This window comes from Flexivirga sp. (genome assembly GCF_035551235.1).
Classification (GTDB): Bacteria; Actinomycetota; Actinomycetes; order Actinomycetales; family Dermatophilaceae; genus Flexivirga.
Map to the genome: position 1 here is coordinate 40852 of NZ_DASZNO010000005.1, position 16815 is coordinate 57666.

The 16815-nt window shown below is 68.0% G+C and carries 15 protein-coding genes; 5 read left to right on the top strand and 10 right to left on the bottom strand.

Annotation, left to right across the window (positions count from 1 at the left end; genetic code table 11):
- The first annotated feature begins 144 nt into the window (after positions 1 to 144).
- The 3 genes from VG502_RS00540 to VG502_RS00550 all read left to right on the top strand — a co-directional run bounded on the left by VG502_RS00540 (position 145) and on the right by VG502_RS00550 (position 4060).
- Complete coding sequence (locus VG502_RS00540; protein WP_325547696.1) at positions 145 to 2268, top strand: DNA gyrase/topoisomerase IV subunit B; 2124 nt, start codon at positions 145 to 147, stop codon at positions 2266 to 2268.
- A gap of 81 nt (positions 2269 to 2349) precedes the next feature.
- On the top strand, positions 2350 to 3627 hold the full coding sequence (locus tag VG502_RS00545) for a hydroxyacid-oxoacid transhydrogenase (RefSeq protein ID WP_325547698.1): 1278 nt from the start codon (positions 2350 to 2352) through the stop codon (positions 3625 to 3627).
- Positions 3628 to 3661: 34 nt separating this feature from the next.
- Positions 3662 to 4060 (top strand): MmcQ/YjbR family DNA-binding protein, encoded by a 399-nt coding sequence (locus tag VG502_RS00550; RefSeq protein WP_325547700.1) that lies wholly within the window; start codon positions 3662 to 3664, stop codon positions 4058 to 4060.
- A gap of 159 nt (positions 4061 to 4219) precedes the next feature.
- On the opposite strand, the gene guaD is transcribed toward VG502_RS00550, so the two are convergent.
- The 10 genes from guaD to VG502_RS00600 all read right to left on the bottom strand — a co-directional run bounded on the left by guaD (position 4220) and on the right by VG502_RS00600 (position 15677).
- Positions 4220 to 5500 carry a guanine deaminase gene (gene guaD / locus VG502_RS00555; RefSeq protein WP_325547702.1) on the bottom strand — a complete coding sequence of 427 codons (1281 nt, stop codon included), beginning with the start codon at positions 5498 to 5500 and terminating at the stop codon, positions 4220 to 4222.
- Entirely contained in the window at positions 5497 to 6318 is an 822-nt protein-coding gene (gene xdhC / locus VG502_RS00560) for a xanthine dehydrogenase accessory protein XdhC (protein ID WP_325547704.1), read from the bottom strand. Before xdhC ends, guaD begins: the two co-directional genes overlap by 4 nt.
- A gap of 1 nt (position 6319) precedes the next feature.
- On the bottom strand, positions 6320 to 8719 hold the full coding sequence (xdhB, locus tag VG502_RS00565) for a xanthine dehydrogenase molybdopterin binding subunit (RefSeq protein ID WP_325547706.1): 2400 nt from the start codon (positions 8717 to 8719) through the stop codon (positions 6320 to 6322).
- Positions 8716 to 10167, bottom strand: a complete 1452-nt coding sequence (locus VG502_RS00570) for a xanthine dehydrogenase small subunit (protein ID WP_325547708.1) — start codon at positions 10165 to 10167, stop codon at positions 8716 to 8718. Before VG502_RS00570 ends, xdhB begins: the two co-directional genes overlap by 4 nt.
- Positions 10168 to 10244: 77 nt before the next feature.
- The gene (locus VG502_RS00575) at positions 10245 to 11612 is read right to left on the bottom strand and encodes an 8-oxoguanine deaminase (protein WP_325547710.1); all 1368 of its coding nucleotides are present in this window, start codon (positions 11610 to 11612) and stop codon (positions 10245 to 10247) included.
- Positions 11609 to 13594: a 2-oxo-4-hydroxy-4-carboxy-5-ureidoimidazoline decarboxylase gene (gene uraD / locus VG502_RS00580; protein ID WP_325547712.1), complete on the bottom strand. Its 1986-nt coding sequence runs from the start codon at positions 13592 to 13594 to the stop codon at positions 11609 to 11611. Before uraD ends, VG502_RS00575 begins: the two co-directional genes overlap by 4 nt.
- 266 nt (positions 13595 to 13860) lie before the next feature.
- The gene (locus VG502_RS00585; protein WP_325547713.1) at positions 13861 to 14235 is read right to left on the bottom strand and encodes a helix-turn-helix domain-containing protein; all 375 of its coding nucleotides are present in this window, start codon (positions 14233 to 14235) and stop codon (positions 13861 to 13863) included.
- Positions 14228 to 14470: a thiamine-binding protein gene (locus VG502_RS00590; RefSeq protein ID WP_325547714.1), complete on the bottom strand. Its 243-nt coding sequence runs from the start codon at positions 14468 to 14470 to the stop codon at positions 14228 to 14230. Before VG502_RS00590 ends, VG502_RS00585 begins: the two co-directional genes overlap by 8 nt.
- Positions 14471 to 14490: 20 nt before the next feature.
- Complete coding sequence (locus VG502_RS00595; RefSeq protein ID WP_325547716.1) at positions 14491 to 15102, bottom strand: DJ-1/PfpI family protein; 612 nt, start codon at positions 15100 to 15102, stop codon at positions 14491 to 14493.
- Positions 15099 to 15677, bottom strand: a complete 579-nt coding sequence (locus VG502_RS00600; protein ID WP_325547718.1) for an HhH-GPD-type base excision DNA repair protein — start codon at positions 15675 to 15677, stop codon at positions 15099 to 15101. Before VG502_RS00600 ends, VG502_RS00595 begins: the two co-directional genes overlap by 4 nt.
- A gap of 72 nt (positions 15678 to 15749) precedes the next feature.
- On the opposite strand from VG502_RS00600, the gene VG502_RS00605 reads away from it, so the two are divergent.
- Together VG502_RS00605 and VG502_RS00610 are read left to right on the top strand one after the other, a co-directional pair.
- Entirely contained in the window at positions 15750 to 16313 is a 564-nt protein-coding gene (locus VG502_RS00605) for a DinB family protein (RefSeq protein ID WP_325547720.1), read from the top strand.
- Positions 16310 to 16801: a GNAT family N-acetyltransferase gene (locus VG502_RS00610; protein ID WP_325547722.1), complete on the top strand. Its 492-nt coding sequence runs from the start codon at positions 16310 to 16312 to the stop codon at positions 16799 to 16801. The genes VG502_RS00605 and VG502_RS00610 overlap by 4 nt, the downstream gene beginning before the upstream one ends.
- Positions 16802 to 16815: the final 14 nt, after the last annotated feature.

The following is a 16815-nucleotide window of genomic DNA, read 5'->3' on the forward strand; positions in this document are numbered from 1 at the left end:
ACCGAATATGCGTGATCGTTCGGCGCGCCGTTCCGGGCGTCGCGCAGTGAGCCTGCGCGGCATCGTCGGAGCCGAGCGTTAACCTGCCAACGTGCAAGACCGCGCGGGAGACCGAGCGGCAGACCAGCCAGGAGAGCGCTACCCGTGACCGCAAGCCCGTCCACCACGTCCAAGAGCGAATACACAGCGCGGCACCTCCAGGTGCTCGAGGGCCTGGAAGCCGTGCGCAAGCGACCCGGCATGTACATCGGTTCGACGGACGGCCGTGGCCTCATGCACTGCGTGTGGGAGATCATCGACAACGCCGTCGACGAGGCGCTCGCCGACCGCGGAAGCCACGTGCTGGTCACGCTGTATCCCGACGGCTCGGTCGCCGTCGCCGACCGCGGAGCAGGCATCCCGGTCGACATCGAGCCGCGGACCGGCCTGTCCGGCGTCGAGGTCGTGTTCACCAAGCTGCATGCCGGTGGCAAGTTCGGCGGTGGCTCCTACACCGCCTCGGGCGGTCTGCACGGTGTCGGCGCGTCCGTGGTCAATGCAGTCTCCGCCCGGCTCGACGTCGAGGTCGACCGTGGCGGGAAGACCTATGCCATGAGCTTCCGGCGCGGCGAGCCCGGCATCTTCGACGACCCGAAGTCGGGTCCCAGTCCCGACTCGCCGTTCTCCCCGTTCACCGCGGGCAGCGAGCTACGCGTCGTCGGCAAGGTCAAGCGCGGTGTGACCGGCACGCGCATCCGCTACTGGGCCGACCCGCAGATCTTCCTGCGCAACGCGACGTTCGACTACGAGCGGCTGATCGGGCGGGCCCGCCAGACGTCGTTCCTGGTGCCGGGGCTGGAGATCGTCGTCCGCGACGAGCGCGGCCTCGAGGGCACACCCGGTGCCGACGGTCCGGTCGAGGAGAAGTTCCTGCACGAGGGGGGCATCTCTGAGTTCACCGAGTTCCTCGCGCCCGACCCGGCAGTGACCGACATCTGGCGACTGCAGGGCGAAGCCACGTTCACCGAGACCGTGCCGGTGCTCGACGCGCAGGGACACATGGCGCCCACCGAGGTCGAGCGCAACTGCGGCGTCGACATCGCGCTGCGCTGGGGGACCGGCTACGACCAGCGGATGCGGTCGTTCGTCAACGTCATCGACACTCCGAAGGGCGGCACCCACGTCGCAGGCTTCGAGCAGGCGCTGCTGAAGGTCTTCCGCAAGCAACTCGAGACCAACGCCCGGCGGCTCAAGGTCGGCAACGACAAGGTCGAGAAGGACGACATCTTCGCCGGGATGACCGCGGTGATCACGGTCCGGCTGGCCGAGCCGCAGTTCGAGGGGCAGACCAAGGAGGTCCTCGGTACCTCTGCGGTCCGGCAACTCGTCAGCAAGATCGTCGAGCGCGAGTTGACCGCGCTGCTGACGGCGAGCAAGCGCGACCTGAAGACGCAGTCGACGCAGCTGCAGGAGAAGGTCGTCGCCGAGATGAAGGCGCGCATCCATGCGCGCGTCCAGAAGGAGACGTTGCGCCGCAAGAGCGCACTCGAATCGTCTTCGCTGCCGGGCAAACTGAAGGACTGCCGGTCGGGCGACAACGAGCGCAGTGAGTTGTTCATCGTCGAGGGTGACAGCGCACTCGGCACCGGTATGGCGGCACGCAACTCCGAGTTCCAGGCCCTGCTGCCGATCCGCGGCAAGATCCTGAACGTTCAGAAGGCGTCCGTGGGCGACATGCTCAAGAACGCCGAGTGCGCCGCCATCATCCAGGTGGTCGGTGCCGGCTCGGGGCGCACCTTCGACCTGGAGATGGCGCGCTACGGCAAGATCATCCTGATGACCGACGCCGACGTCGACGGCGCGCACATCCGGACGCTGCTGCTGACCCTCTTCTTCCGCTACATGCGACCGCTGGTCGAGGCGGGCCGGGTCTTCGCCGCGGTGCCCCCGTTGCACCGGATCGAGACCACCGCGCAGGGCCGGGCCAAGGGCGAGGTCGTCTACACCTACTCCGAGCAGCAGATGCGCCAGGTCATCGGGCAGTTCCAGAAGAAGGGCCGCGCCGTCAAGCAGCCGCAGCGCTACAAGGGCCTGGGCGAGATGGACGCCTCGCAGCTGGCCGAGACGACCATGGACCCGCGTCACCGGACCCTGCGTCGCGTGACGCTCAAGGACGCCGAGAACTCCGAGCGCGTCTTCGAGTTGCTGATGGGCAGCGATGTCGCGCCGCGCAAGGACTTCATCGTCGACTCCGCACGCGAGCTCGACCGGGAGCGCATCGATGCCTGACCCACCCCGCGAAGTTTCTCCCCCGCTGCGCTCCTCCGAATACTTCGCGGGGGCCCCGGGTCCAACGAGAGGTTTGTCGGGATGAGCCAGAGCGAGACCATCTTCACCTGGGGGGCACCGCCGCTGAAGTTCGGCATCGGCGCGAGTGACGAAATCGGTTACGACCTCAAGCAATACGGTGTGTCGCGGGTCCTGGTCATCACCGACGCCGGCGTTGCGGCCAGTGGCGTCGCGCATCGCATCATCGACGCGCTGCGACGGTATGACGTGACCGCCGAGTTGTTCGACGGGGTGCACGTCGAGCCGACCGACGACTCGATGAACAAGGCGATCGAGTACGCCGCCGCACAGGGTCCGTGGGACGGCTTCGTCGCGGTCGGCGGCGGCTCGTCGATCGACACCGCCAAGGCAGTCAACCTGCTGACGACCTTCCCCGGCGAGCTCGGCGACTACCTGAACGCGCCGATCGGCCGGGCACAGGTGCCGCCGGGGGAGCTGAAGCCGCTCTTCGCGGTCCCGACCACGGCCGGCACCGGTTCGGAGAGCACCGCCATGTGCGTGCTGGACGTGCTGTCGATGCGGGTGAAGACCGGCATCAGCCACTGGCGGCTGCGGCCGACGATGGCAGTGGTCGACCCGGCGCTGACCATGTCCCTTCCGCCCGAGGTCACGGCGGCTGCTGGGATGGACATCGTCTGCCATGCTGCCGAATCCTTTACGGCCAAACCGTTTTCGTCATACAGCAGGAAGCGGCCGGAGGAGCGCGTTACCTACTGCGGGTCGAACCCGGTGTCCGACCTCTGGTGCGAGCGGGCACTGACCTTGCTGGCCGGTGCGTTCCGGCGGGCCGTCTCGCACGGCGCGCAGGACCAGCAGGCGCGGGTCGACATGATGCAGGCAGCCACCTTCGCCGGGATGGGGTTCGGCAACGCCGGTGTGCACATCCCGCACGCGAACGCCTACCCGATCGCAGGGCAGGTCAAGGAGTTTCGGCCGAAGGGCTATCCCGGCGACGAGCCGATGGTGCCCCACGGTATGGCGGTGTCGCTGACCGCGCCGGAGGCCTTCCGCTTCTCGTTCGACGCCGCTCCCGAACGACACCTGCGGGTGGCTGAGTTGCTGGGCCCGGACGTGCCCGAGCAGTCGGATCCGCGCGAGCAGCTACCGGCGGTGCTGACCGCCCTGATGCGCGACATCGGGATACCCAATGGCATTGGTGCTGTGGGGTTCTCGGAGTCCGATGTGCCCGACCTGGTGCCCGGTGTGATGAAGCAGCAGCGGTTGCTCTCGACCTGCCCGAAGACCCCGACCGAGGACGACATCGCCGGCATCCTCAGCCGGTCGATCGAGAACTGGTGACGGTCCTGGGCGTTCACGCGTAGATTCGCTGGGTATGGCGAGCTGGGACGACGTACGGCGCATCGTGGCGGACCTGCCCGAGGTGGACACGAAGGTGTCGTGGGGCCACCTCATGTGGCGGGTCAAGGGCAAGGGCTTCGTATGGGAGCGACCGCTGGGCAAGAAGGACCGGGCCGACCTCGGGGACGCTGCTCCGGACGGCGAGATCCTCGGGGTGCGTGTGCCGGATGAAGGTGTGAAACAGGCTTTCATTGCTGACGATCCGAGCATCTACTTCACCATCCCGCACTTCGACGGTTATCCCGCGGTCCTCGTGCGGCTGGACGAGATCGACGTCGACGAGCTGACCGAGGTCGTCATCGAGGCGTGGCTGGACCGGGCACCCAAGAAGCTGGCGGCGGCATACCTCGCGGAACACCCGCTCCCAGACTGACCCCGACCCCGGCCCCCCTTCTTGCCGAGAGGACACCGGATGCACCGAGAGGACACGCAAATGTGCGCTCAGGAGGCGAATTTGCCTGTCCTCTCGGCGAACGGGTGTCCTCTCGGCAAGGGGGTGTGTCGTCTCCGTAGCGCCGCGTCCGGGGTATGACTATTTGACCCGGTTCCCGTTGATCCAGACCTGTGCGATGTCCGAAGGTGTGCCCATGGCGAAGACCTTCGCCAGTGCGTCCTCCGGGCCGGCAGCATGGCGGACGCCGACAGCGAGTGGTGAATTCGCCTCCGGCGCAACGAGAACCGCGTCGAACTGCGTGCCGACACCGAGATCCCCGACCTGGTCACGCAGGCCGAGCGCATCGGCCCCGGCCGTGGTGATCAGGTGCAGCAGGTGGGCCGGGGTGAGTGGCACGCCCTGCGCGCCGAGCAGGCTCTGGATGAAGTAGGCCTGCAAGCCCTCCTTGAGCAACGAGAAGCCGGTGCCACCGCCGACATCCGTGCCCATGGCGACGCGCACGCCATGCTTCAGGTGGCCGGCGAGCGGGAACATGCCGCTGCCGAGCGAGGCGTTGCTGGTCGGGCAGTGCGCGACCGCTGCGCGGCTCGCGGACAGCATGTCCAGCTCGGCATCGGTCGGGTGCACGTTGTGGGCGAGCACCGTGTGGGCATCGAGCAGGCCGTGGTCCTGATAGGTGCCCACGTAGCTCGATCCGTCGAAAAGCCTTGCCACCTCTGCGACTTCGGTGACGTTCTCGTTCACGTGCGAGGTGCACCAGGCGTCGTCGATGTCCTTGTATGCCGCGCCACAGGCTTCGAGCAGATCGGCACTGCACGAGTAGGAGAAGCGCGGCGTCACGGCATACCGCAGGCGCTCGTGACCCCGCCAGCGTGCGGCCAGGGAGACCGACTCGTCATACGCCCGCTCGGGGGTCGTGAGCAGGTCCTCGCGCAGCAAGCGGTCGGAGACGACCAGGCCGGACGTGATCCGCATACCGCTGCGCTCCGCGCTGCGGAAGAGCGCGTCGACCGCCGACGCGAAGTGCGATCCGAAGACCAGCGCCGACGTGGTGCCGGCCCGGGTCATGCCGTGCACGAACTCGTCGGCGACCTGCGCGGCGTAGGTCTCGTCGTGCAGTTTGGCCTCCTCGGGCAGCGCCGAGTGCTCGAGCCAGTCGAGCAGTGGCTTGCCGAGTCCGCCGATGGCACGGATCTGCGGGTAGTGCACGTGAGTGTCGACGAAGCCGGGCAGCAGGATGCCGTCGCGCAGGTCGATCACGTCGTCGTCTGGCGCCTGCGCGCGCAGCGTGGGGAACGGACCACGCGCCGTGATCCGGCCGTCGGTCACGGCCAGGGCGATGTCGGCATCGGCCCGCAGCGTCCCGCCGGTGAACGGGTCGACCGGGGTGTCGAGGACGGTGGCGCGATAGATCGTCATCGGCTCACCGCCGAGGCCGAGACGTCGGCGAAGCGACGCACGAGGTCGGCCGCAACGCTGAGCGCGATGATCGCCGGCGCCTTGCCCGGCAGGTCCGGCAGGCCGATCGGCGTGGTGATGCGCGCGAGTTCCGCCTCACTGTGGCCCTCCTCGGTCAGCCGGCGGCGGAAGCGCGCCCACTTCGCCGAGGACCCGATCAGCCCGATGCTGCCCAGGTGCGCGCAGCGGAGCGCCGAGTCGCAGATCGCGATGTCCTCGGCGTGGTCATGGGTCATCACCAGCACGTGACTGCCCGGCGGAACCTCGCCGAGCACGACCTCCGGCACCGGCGCCCGATGGGGTATGACGGAAGCGATCGCGTCGTCCAGCACGGCGAGCCGCTCGGGGGAGAGGTGCGCCGGCCGTGAGTCGACCAGATGCAACTCGACCTCGTGCCGGGACAGGATGCGGGCCAGTTCGAGCCCGACGTGGCCGACCCCGAAGATCGCGATCGAGGGTCGGATCGGCAATGGTTCCAGCAGGATTCGCACCTCGCCGCCACAGCACTGGACGCCGTGTTCGGCCGGTGCCTTGTCGCTGAGTGCGATGGTCAGTTCCTGTGGCTCCCGGTCGTCCTGCGCCGCGAGCAGCGCACGCGCCCTCGAGACGGCGGTCTCCTCGAGGTTGCCGCCGCCGATGGTGTCGAAGACCTCCTCGGCGGTGACGACCATCTTCGCGCCGGCCGCCCGAGGGGCGTGGCCGCGCACGTCGACGAGAGTGACCAGGACAGCGGCACGTCGTTGTTGTCGGAGTAGACCGATCGCGTCATACCAGTTCACGTCATACTCCCGAGGGAACGCGCTGTGGAATGGTAGCCGGAACCTCTTGTGCCGCAACGGAATCCGTGGACTTCGCCCGTGCATCCTCGATCGCCCAGTAGACCGCCTCGGGCGTCGCCGGGGACGCCAGGTGCACGCTGGTGCCGGCCGGCCCGAAGGCGTTGGCAGCCTTGCGCAACGCCTCGCGCACCGAGAACGGCAGCATCAGCGGCGGCTCGCCCACGGCCTTCGAGCCGTAGATCGCGCCCTCCTCGGTGGCGTTCTGGAACATCGTCACGTTGAAGACCTCGGGCATCTCCGAGAAGCTCGGCAGCTTGTAGGTGCTGGCGCCCTGGGTGCTGAACCGGCCGCGAGTCGGGCCCTCACCGGCATCCCAGCGCTGATCCTCCAGCGTCAGCCAGCCCGCGCCCTGCACGAACGCTCCCTCGATCTGGCCGATGTCGATGAGCGGCGACAGGCTGTCGCCGACATCGTGCACGACGTCGACCCGCCGGGTCCGGTAAGCCCCGGTGAATCCGTCGACCTCGACCTCGGCGACCGCTGCGCCGTACGAGAAGTACTTGAACGGCGAGCCCTGGTAGGTCTCCTCGTTCCACTCCAGGCCCTCGGTGCGGTAGTAGCCCGCGGCGTGCAGCTGGATGCGCTGCAGGTAGGCGGTGCGCACCAGCTCCTCCCACGGGATCGGCTCGCGCTCGCTGTTCAGGCCGTATGCCGCGGCGTCCGCGAACCGCACGTCCGCCGGCGGCACGCCAAGAATGCCTCCCGCGACGACGGCGAGACGGTCGCGGATCTGGTCACAGGCGTGCTTGACCGCGCCGCCGTTGAGGTCGGCGCCGGTGCTGGCCGAGGTCGCCGACGTGTTCGGCACCTTGTCCGTCCGGGTCGGCGCCAGCCGCACCCGGGACAGTGGCAGCCCGAGCGCCGTGGCCGCGACCTGCAGCATCTTGGTGTGCAGGCCCTGGCCCATCTCGGTGCCGCCGTGATTGACCAGCACGGAGCCGTCCTTGTAGACGAGCACGAGGGCGCCGCCCTGGTTCATCGAGCTCTTGTTGAAGGAGATCCCGAACTTCACCGGCGTCGCCGCGATGGCGCGCTTGGTGTGCTCGTGCGTGGCGTTGAACTGCTCGATCTCCCGCTGCCGTCCGGCGAAGTCGCTCTCGGTGAGCACCTCGTCCCAGATCTGGTGTAGCCGCTCGATCTGCCGCACCCGTTGGCCGTATGGCGTCGTCTGGTCAGCGGATCGGTAGAAGTTGCGCCGCCGGATCTCCTCGCCGGTCAGGCCGAGCTTGGGCGCGACGGTGCCCAGGATGTTCTCGGTGACCAGCATGCCCTGCGGGCCGCCGAAACCACGGAACGCCGTGTGCGAGGTGCGGTTGGTCTTGGCGATGCGTCCGTGCGCCTCGATGTTGGGGATCCAGTAGGCGTTGTCGACGTGGCACAGCGCCCGGGACAGCACCGGCTGCATCAGGTCGAGGCTCCAGCCGCCGTCGGCGGTGAAGACCACCTTCAGCGCCAGCAGGTGACCCTCGTCGTCGAAGCCGGCCTCCCAGGTGGACAGGAAGTCGGGTCGCTTGCCGGTGAACTGGATGTCCTGGTTGCGGTTGAGACGCACCCGCACCGGCCGCCCGGTCAGCGTCGCACCGAGTGCCGCGATCGCGGCGTAGCCGTTGGCCTGGGTCTCCTTGCCGCCGAAGCCGCCGCCCATGCGAAGGCACTGCACGGTGACCTCCGAGGAGGTGACGCCGAGCACGTGCGCGGCGATCTCCTGGGTCTCACTCGGGTTCTGGGTGCTGGAGTGGATGAAGACCTGGCCCGCCTCGTCGACATACGCGATCGATGCCTGGGTCTCCAGGTAGAACTGCTCCTGCCCGGACGCCTCCCAGGTGCCGCTGAAGACGTGGGTGGCGGCCGACATGCCGGCCTCGACGTCACCGCGCGAAACGGTCGGCGCCCGCCCCTGGAAGCTCCCCGCGGCGATCGCCTCGGGGATCGTCACGATCGACGGCAGCTCCTCGTAGTCGATCTGGACCGCTTCGGCGCCCAAACGGGCAGCTTCGAGGCTCGCGCCGAGCACCCAGCAAACCGGGTGGCCGTAGAACATGACCTCGGTCGGGAAGAGCGGCTCGTCGTGGTTGATGTTGGAGTCGTTCACACCCGGCACGTCATCGGCGGTCAGCACCCGCACGACACCGGACACGTCGTATGCCGGGGCCGTGTCGAGCCGCGTGACGAGTGCGTGTGCGTGCGGCGCCGACACCGGGTAGGCGTGCAGCACGCCGTGCGTGCGACCCACCAGGTCATCCGTGTAGAGCGCGGCCCCGGTGACGTGACCGATGGCTGCCTCATGCGGGATCGACTCTCCGACAACGGCTTTCGCGGGACGGTCTGATAGCTCGCTCATGCCACGTCTCCTTCCTGGGAGGCGGTCTCGGTGTGGATCTTGCGCAGCGAGGTGCCGAGCATGGCCCGGCGGTATCTGCTGCTGGCGCGGTGGTCGTCCATCGGGGTGCCCTCCTCCTGGAGCACACGCGCGGCGGCCCCCACCGTCTCGGCCGTCCACGGCCTGCCCTCGAGTGCCGCCTCGACGGCGGTTGCCCGCAGGGGAGTGGCAGCAACACCGCCGAGCCCTATCCGGGCCGTGCGCACGATGCCGTCCTGGACGCCGATCGCGTAGCCGATGGCGACGCTGGAGATGTCGTCGAAGCGCCGTTTGGCGATCTTATGGAACGCGGTGATCCCGGCCAGCGGCAACGGGATGCGCACCGACTGGATCAGCTCACCCGGTGCGCGCACGGTCTGCCGGTAGCCGGTGAAGTAATCGGCGAGCGGCACGACCCGGGTTCCGTCGAGCCCGGCGAGCACGAGCTCGGCGTCGAGCGCGAGGAGTGCCGGCGGTGTGTCGCCGATCGGGGAGGCGGTGCCGAGATTGCCGCCGATGGTCGCGCCGTTGCGGATCAGACGGGAGGCGAATTGCGGAAAGAGCTTGGACAGCAACGGGATTCGCCCGTCGAGGCGCTGCTCTATCTCGCTGAGGGTGAGTGCTGCACCGAGCTCGACGTGGTCGTCGGCCTCCGTGAACGTCCGTAGCTCGGGCAGCCGGTCGAGGCCGATGACGAGGTCGGCGCGGGTGGACTTGATGTTGACGTCGACGCCCCAGTCGGTGCAGCCGGCCACCGGCACGGCGTCGGGGTTGTCGCGCAGGACGGTGAGTGCTTCCGTCAGCGTTGCCGGACGAACGAAACGGCGCCCCCCGAAGCTGTAGGTCGCGGGCACCGCGTCGGGCGCGGGGGAGTCGCGGCGGGCGGCGAGCTGGTCATCGTCGGGAACGTCGCCGAGCGCGTATGCCGCGTCGCGGATCGGCCGGTAGCCGGTGCACCGGCACAGGTTGCCGGACAATGCGTGCAGGTCGAAGCCGTTCTCGCCATGTTCGCTGTCGGCCTGATCGTGGTCGCACGCGACGCGGTCGGGGCGGTAGTACTCGGCCGCCATACTGCAGACGAAACCGGGTGTGCAGTAACCGCATTGCGATCCGCCGCGGACCGCCATCTCCTGCTGCACCGGGTGCAGCGCGTCGGGGCTCCCCAGACCCTCGGCGGTGATGATCTCCTGGCCGGCGAATGCGGCTGCCGGGGGTAGGCACGCGTTGACGGCGGTCCACTGGGTGCGGCCCTCTCCGTCCGGGCGGGCGACCAGCACGGAGCACGCACCGCACTCGCCCTCGGCGCAGCCCTCCTTGGCGCCGGTGAGCCCCTCGGAGCGCAGCCAGTCCAGCAGGTTGGTGTGGGCGGCATCGGTGAACACACGTGCCTGCCCGTTGACGGTCACGTCCAGCGCTGTGGCGTCGGTCATCAGCGACTCCTTTCGAGCCGGGAGTGCACTTCAACTCTACGGCTCAACAATTTGTTGAACAAGAAATTTGGGGATGCTCAGCCGGCCAGGACCGGCGCTCGAACCTGCCGTGATGCCTCGACGGCACCGGCTGCCAGAGCCGCCTCGTCGGCACGCGTGAGGTGACCGCCGCGGACGACCGGCCGCCCTGCAACCAACGCCAGCTCGAGGGGCGGCGGCGTGCCGAGCACGAGACCGGCGACCGGATCGGCGATGCCGGCATGGGCCAGGGTGTCCATCCGCCAGAGGCACACGTCGGCCTGCTTGCCGGGCTCGATCGAGCCGATCTCGTCCTCCCAGCCGAGCAGGCGTGCGCCGCCGATCGTCGCGGCCTCGAGGGCCTGCCGGACACCGAGTGCGGTCGGACCGCCGAGTGCCCGTGCGAAGAGCAGCGCGTGGCGCGCCTCCTCGAGCAGCGACGTCGCTTCGTTGGAAGCAGCTCCGTCGACCCCGAGTCCGATGGGTGCTCCGGCATCGAGCAGGTCCCGGGTGCGGCATACACCTGCGCCGAGCCGCGCATTGGACGACGGGCAGTGTGCGACACCGGTGCCCGTTCGGGCCAGTGTCCGAATCGCCTTGTCATCGAAATGGATTCCGTGCGCGAACCACACATCGGGGCCTAGCCAGCCGATCGACTCCATGTAGTCGATCGGAGCCTGCCCGAAGCGCTCGCGGCAGAAGTCATCCTCGTCGAGCGTCTCGGCCAGGTGGGTGTGCAGCCGGACGCCGCGGTCGCGGGCCAGGGTCGCCGCCTCACGCAGCAGGTCGGTCGTCACGGAGAAGGGTGAGCACGGTGCGACGCCGACGCGGACCATCGAGTCGGCCGACGCATCGTGGTGCAGATCGATCGCGGCGGCACTCGCGTGCAGGATCTCATCGATCGACTCCACGACGTGATCCGGCGGCAGGCCACCGTCGCTGCGACCCAGATCCATCGATCCGCGAGTGGCGAAGAACCGCACGCCGATGTCGCCGGCAGCCTCGATCTCGGCACCGAGCACGTCGCCGCCGCCTCGCGGGAAGACGTAGTGGTGGTCCATCACCGTCGTGCATCCCGACAGTGCGAGGTGCCCGATGCCCGCCGATGCGGCCTGGCCGACGACGCGCTCGTTGATGTTGCCCCACACCGGGTAGAGCGCGGTCAACCACTCGAAAAGCGTTGCGTCCACGGCATACCCGCGAGTCGCCCACTGATAGAGGTGGTGGTGCGTGTTGACCAGCCCCGGTGTGAGCACGCAGCCGGTGCCGTCCACGATGTCGACGTCGTCACCGGTCGGCACGTAGGGCCCGGGTGCCACCGAGCGGATCCGGCCGCCGTCGATGACGACGTGTCCGACGGCATACTCATGCTGCTCGGAGTCCATCGTGACGACGGTGCATCCGTCGAGAACGCTGACGGCGCTCACGAGGTGGCCGCCATCTTGCTCCGTGCGTTGCCGAGCGGGTCAGCGTCCGCGACGAGGTCGTCGAAGCGGTGTCCCGCGATCTTGGCGCTCTCCAGCAGGGCGGTCACGAGTTCGTGCTGCCGGGAGTTGCCCAGCCGCGCCCGGCCCTGCTCCACGAGCTGCTCGATGGAGTCGGTCTCCCGGACGCAGGTCACCAGTGGGAAGCCGAACTTCTCCCGGTATGCCGCCGTCAGCGTCGAGAGTTCCTCGCGCTCGTCGTCACGCAACTGGCTGAGCATGATGGCAGCCCGATCGCGGGTGGACGCTTCGCCGACCTCGCCACCGGCGATGTCCACGCTGCCGAGGTCGGGGTAGCCGGCGATGAGGGACTGCTGCTTCTCGTCCGACGCGGAGAACAACGCCTCCTGGAAGGACGCCCGCAGATCCTGCGTGTCCTTGAACGGCCGCTGCTCGTAGGCGTCCTCGATGATCCACGAGTTGCCCTGGAAGAGCGGCTCGAAGGTGTGCACGAAGTCGTCCCTGGACATGGCGTTGACCTGTGTCAGCCCGATCACGGACCCGGTCGCGCTCGTGGCGACGCCGGCGCCGCGACTCGTGCCGATGTGGAAGAAGACCAGGTAGAGCACGAAGGCCGAGATCGAGCCGATGGTGATGCCCGAGCCGAGGAACACCTGGTAGTCCTTCGGCAGCAGGGTCGCGACGCCCGGCTGTGCCGTCACCAGCATCGCCAGGCCGAGCGAAGTGGCCACGATGAGGCCGTTGCGGTGGTCGTTGAAGTCGACCTTGCCGAGCGTCTGGATGCCGACCACGGCGACCGTGGCGAACATCGCGAGCCCCGCACCGCCGAGCACGCTGGACGGTATGCCGGCGACGATCGCGCCGGCCTTGGGCAGCAGGCCGAGGATGATCATGAAGACCGCGGCGGTGGCCACGACATACCGGCTCTTGATCTTGGTCAGCCGGACGAGTCCGACGTTCTCCGCGAAGCAGGTGTAGGGGAACGAGTTGAAGACGCCGCCGATGAAAGTGGCCAGGCCGTCGGCGCGCAGCGCCCGGGCGACGTCCTCGCCGTCGACTCGCTTGCCCACGATCTCGCCGGTGGCGAAGACGTCACCGCACGTCTCCACCATGGTGACGAGCATGACCAGCACCATCGAAATGATCGCGGCGAGAGCGAATTTCGGCATACCGAAGTGGAACGGCGTCGTGACACCGACCCAGCTGGAGCTGCTGACGGAGTCGAAGTGAGCTTCGCCGGCGAACCAGGCGATCAGGGTGCCGATGGCGAGCCCGAGCAGCACCGCGATGGTCTGGATGAAGCCGCGGAAGAGGCGCTGGATGACGACGATGACGAGAACGGTGCCGAGTGCGAGGCAGAGGATCTTCCAGCCGCCGGCGGCCAGGTGGTAGGTGCCATGGGCGTCCTGGCTGAGTACCGATGCGCTGTAGGAGTGGGTCTTGGGGTCCCAGCGCAACAGGGCGTCACCCGCGGCGACCGGCAGCAGTGAGAAGCCGATGACGGTGATGACCGACCCGGTGACCACGGGCGGGAAGAACCGCACGATCTTGCCGAAGTATGGCGCGAGCAGGAACGTCACGACACCGGAGACGAGCACGGCGCCGTAGATGGTCAGCAGGCCGTTGACGCCACCGCCGGCGTTGACGCCGATGATGATCATCGGCGAGACCGCGGTGAAGGTCACGCCCTGCAGCAGCGGCAGCCGGACGCCGACCTTCCAGAAGCCGATGGCCTGCAGCAGTGAGGCGATGCCGCAGGTGAACAGGTCGGCGTTGATCAGGTGGATCAGCTGATCGGAGGACAGGCCGATCGCGCCGGCGAGCAGGATCGGGACGATGACCGCCCCGGCGTAGAACGCGAGGACGTGCTGGAGTCCGTAGACGGCGAGTTGCTGTGGGGGGAGTACCTCGTCGACCGGGTGCTTCGCTTGGGGGCGCACTTTTTCAGCAGTGGCAGCAGACATTGCGAGCGGTCCTTCCAGGGCAGGTGGACATCAATGATGTGGTGGCATGGGCATCTTCGCGCTTCGGCGGCCCGGCCGGGGGAAGACTCCGCTGGTCATGCGAGACGTGGGGTGGACTGAGATGCCACGGACACCGGTCATTCGCTTATACGGAATGCGAGTTTCAACATATGAAATTTGATCGCGTCAACGAGAGTATGTCGTAGATCACATCCAAGTCAACAGTTTGTTGAACATTCTTGGCCGCACTCCTCACGCCCGACAGTTCAGCCGCGAACCCTGTTCAGGTAGTTGTAGATCGTGAAGCGGGACATCCCCATCGCCTCGGCAACCGTCTCCGCGGAGCGGCGCATCTCGAAGGCGCCGCGTTCCTCCAGCAGGCGGACCGCGTGCTGTTTCTCTGCGCGGGGCAACTCCGACAGGCGCCCACCGAGTTCCTGCTCGACCGTCTGGATCAGCCTGGCGAGGCCGTCGGACAGATCGTGCTCGTCGAGCACGCGCACGTGGATCGTGGTGCCGTGCAAGGTGATCGGGACGTCGTCGGCTTGTGGCTCGTCATCGACGACCACTGCACCGATGCGCTGCAACAGGGGCTGCAATGCGGCCGCGAGCTCCGTCGCGGGCGAAACGCGCTCAGTCATCGATGCGCTCGATCTGCACGCTCACGCGCGTGGCGCCGGCGGCCAGGGCCGCACGTGCGGCATCCCGTACGGCGGTCGTGACCGTGTCGGCGTCACCCTCCACTGCGGTGCCCAACGGGCCCAGATCGGGTTTCAGTCCGTGGGCGCGCAGCGCTTCTGCGGCGGCGGTGACGTGTCCGGGCAGGTCGCCCTCGCCCTTGAAGGGTTCGGTCGTCACTTCCGCTCGCAGCTTCATGCCGGCCACACTAGCCACGGTCACGCCAGCCCGTGGATGGCCGCGAACGGGTCCCAGGTGCTGTCGGAGTGCACCTCCAGCTCGGTGAAGACGGTCGCCTCGCGGGCGACGTCGGTGCCGCAGAGGTCGGCGATGAGGGCGGCCGCCATGTCCATCCCGGCGGCCACGCCCGACGAGGTCCACCTGTCGCGGTCGTGGACCCAACGCGCCGTGCTCACCCATTCGACGTCGGTGCCGAATGACGAAGCCCACCCGAAAGCCAGCTTGTTGCTGGTTGCCCGGTAGGAGTCCAGCAGGCCTGCGGCGGCCAACAGGCCGGAGCCGGTGCAGACGGACGTGACGAGGTTGGCTGCTGTTCCGATCGTCTTCAGCTGCTTCAGGAACTCCGCGTCCTCGGCCAGCGGGCGGGTGCCGTAGCCGCCCGGCACCAGGATGATGTCCGGGTCGACGAGTTCGTCATACGCGTGCTCCGCGACGACCTGCCCGCCCTGTGAACTGGCGATCGGTCCGCGTTGCGGACCGTAGTAGTCGATCGTGAATCCCGGTGTCACATGGAGCAATTCGACGGGTCCGAAGACGTCGAGCAGCTCGAATCCCTCGAAGAGTATGACGGCAACGCGGCGATCGCTCATTTCGCGGCCTTCGCCTTCGCCGCGGCCTTGGCGCTCTTCTTGAACTCGCGAACCTTCTGCAGTGAGGTCTCGTCGACGACGTCCGCGACCGAGCGGAACGAGCCGACCTCGGCATACGGGCCGATCGCCTCGCGCCAGCCGTCGGGCGTGACGCCCAGCTGCTTGCCGAGCAGTGCTGCGAAGATGCGGGCCTTCTGGTCGCCATACCCGGGAAGCGACTTCAGCCGCTTGAGCAACTCGGCGGTCGTGTCGGCCGTCGTCCAGATGCGCGAGGCGTCGCCGTCGTACTCGTCGAGCACGACCTGCGCCAGTTGCTGGACACGTCCGGCCATCGAGCGGGCATAGCGATGGATGGCGGGGGTGGTCGAACAGAGATCGGCGAACTTCTCCGGGTCCTGCGCCGCGATCGTCCCGGGGTCGAGGGTGCCGAGCTTGTCGACGATCTTCGCCGGCCCGCGGAAGGCATGCTCCATGCCGTACTGCTGGTCCAGCAGCATGCCGATCAAGAGTGCGAAGGGATCAGTCGAGAGAAGCTGGTCCGCGGTTTCGTCCTGTGCTATCCGGATGCTCGCCATACACGCAGCCTAGAGCGCCGGGCCCGCAGAACTCGATGGCGCGGTGTCCGCGGTTGCTTCTAGCGTGGCGGCATGACAGCAGCCGCAGGCACCACACCGAACCCGGATCCCACAGCGCGCGTGGATCCGGCTCCGCACGCGAACGAGGCCGACACCCTGCTCGGCTTCCTGCGCTATCAGCGCGACACCTTCCGCTGGAAGACCGGTGGCTTGACGACCGAGCAGCTCGCCGTCACGTTGCCACCGTCCGACATGACGCTCGGCGGGATGATCAAGCACCTCGCGCTGGTCGAGGTGTGGTGGTTCCACCAGGTGCTCGGAGGCGGCGACGAGCCGGAGCCTTGGGCGGCGGTCGATTGGGAGGTCGACCCGGATTGGGAATGGCGCACCGGTGCGTCCGATGCCCCCGGCGATCTCGCGGAGCTGTACGACGAGTCGGTGCGAATCGCTGACGCCGGCATCTCGCGGGCGCTCGCGACCGACGGCTTCGACACGTTGTCGGCGAAGCCGGACGGTCGGAGCGGCCGGCCGTTCACGCTGCGGTGGATCGTCACGCACATGATCGAGGAGTACGCCCGGCACAACGGGCATGCCGATCTGATCCGCCAGTCGATCGATGGCAGGGTTGGCGAATGATCAGCATTCGTCAGGCAACTGGTGACGACTGGGCATCGATCTGGCCGATCGTTCAGGAGGTCCTCGCGGCTGGTGAGACCTACACGTTCCCTGCTGACCTCGCCGAGGATTTCGCTCGGGACATGTGGCTCGAGAAGCCGCCGGGATGCACGGTGGTCGCGGTCGACGAGGACGGCGTCGTTCTCGGCACCGCACACATGGGACCCAATCGACCGGGTCCCGGCTCCCATGTCGGCACGGCCAGTTTCATGGTGTCGTCGGCCGCGCGTGGTCGTGGCGTCGGCCGGTTGCTCGGGGAGTATGTCGTGCAGTGGCTGCGCGACGCGGGCTATCACTCGATCCAGTTCAACGCCGTTGTCGAGTCGAACACTGCTGCGGTGAAGCTCTGGAAGTCGTTGGGGTTCACCGTGATCGGGACGGTCCCGGAGGCCTTCCGGCATCCGCGTGACGGCCTCGTGGGGCTGCACGTGATGTATCTGAAGCTATAAGCGGGTCGAGTAGC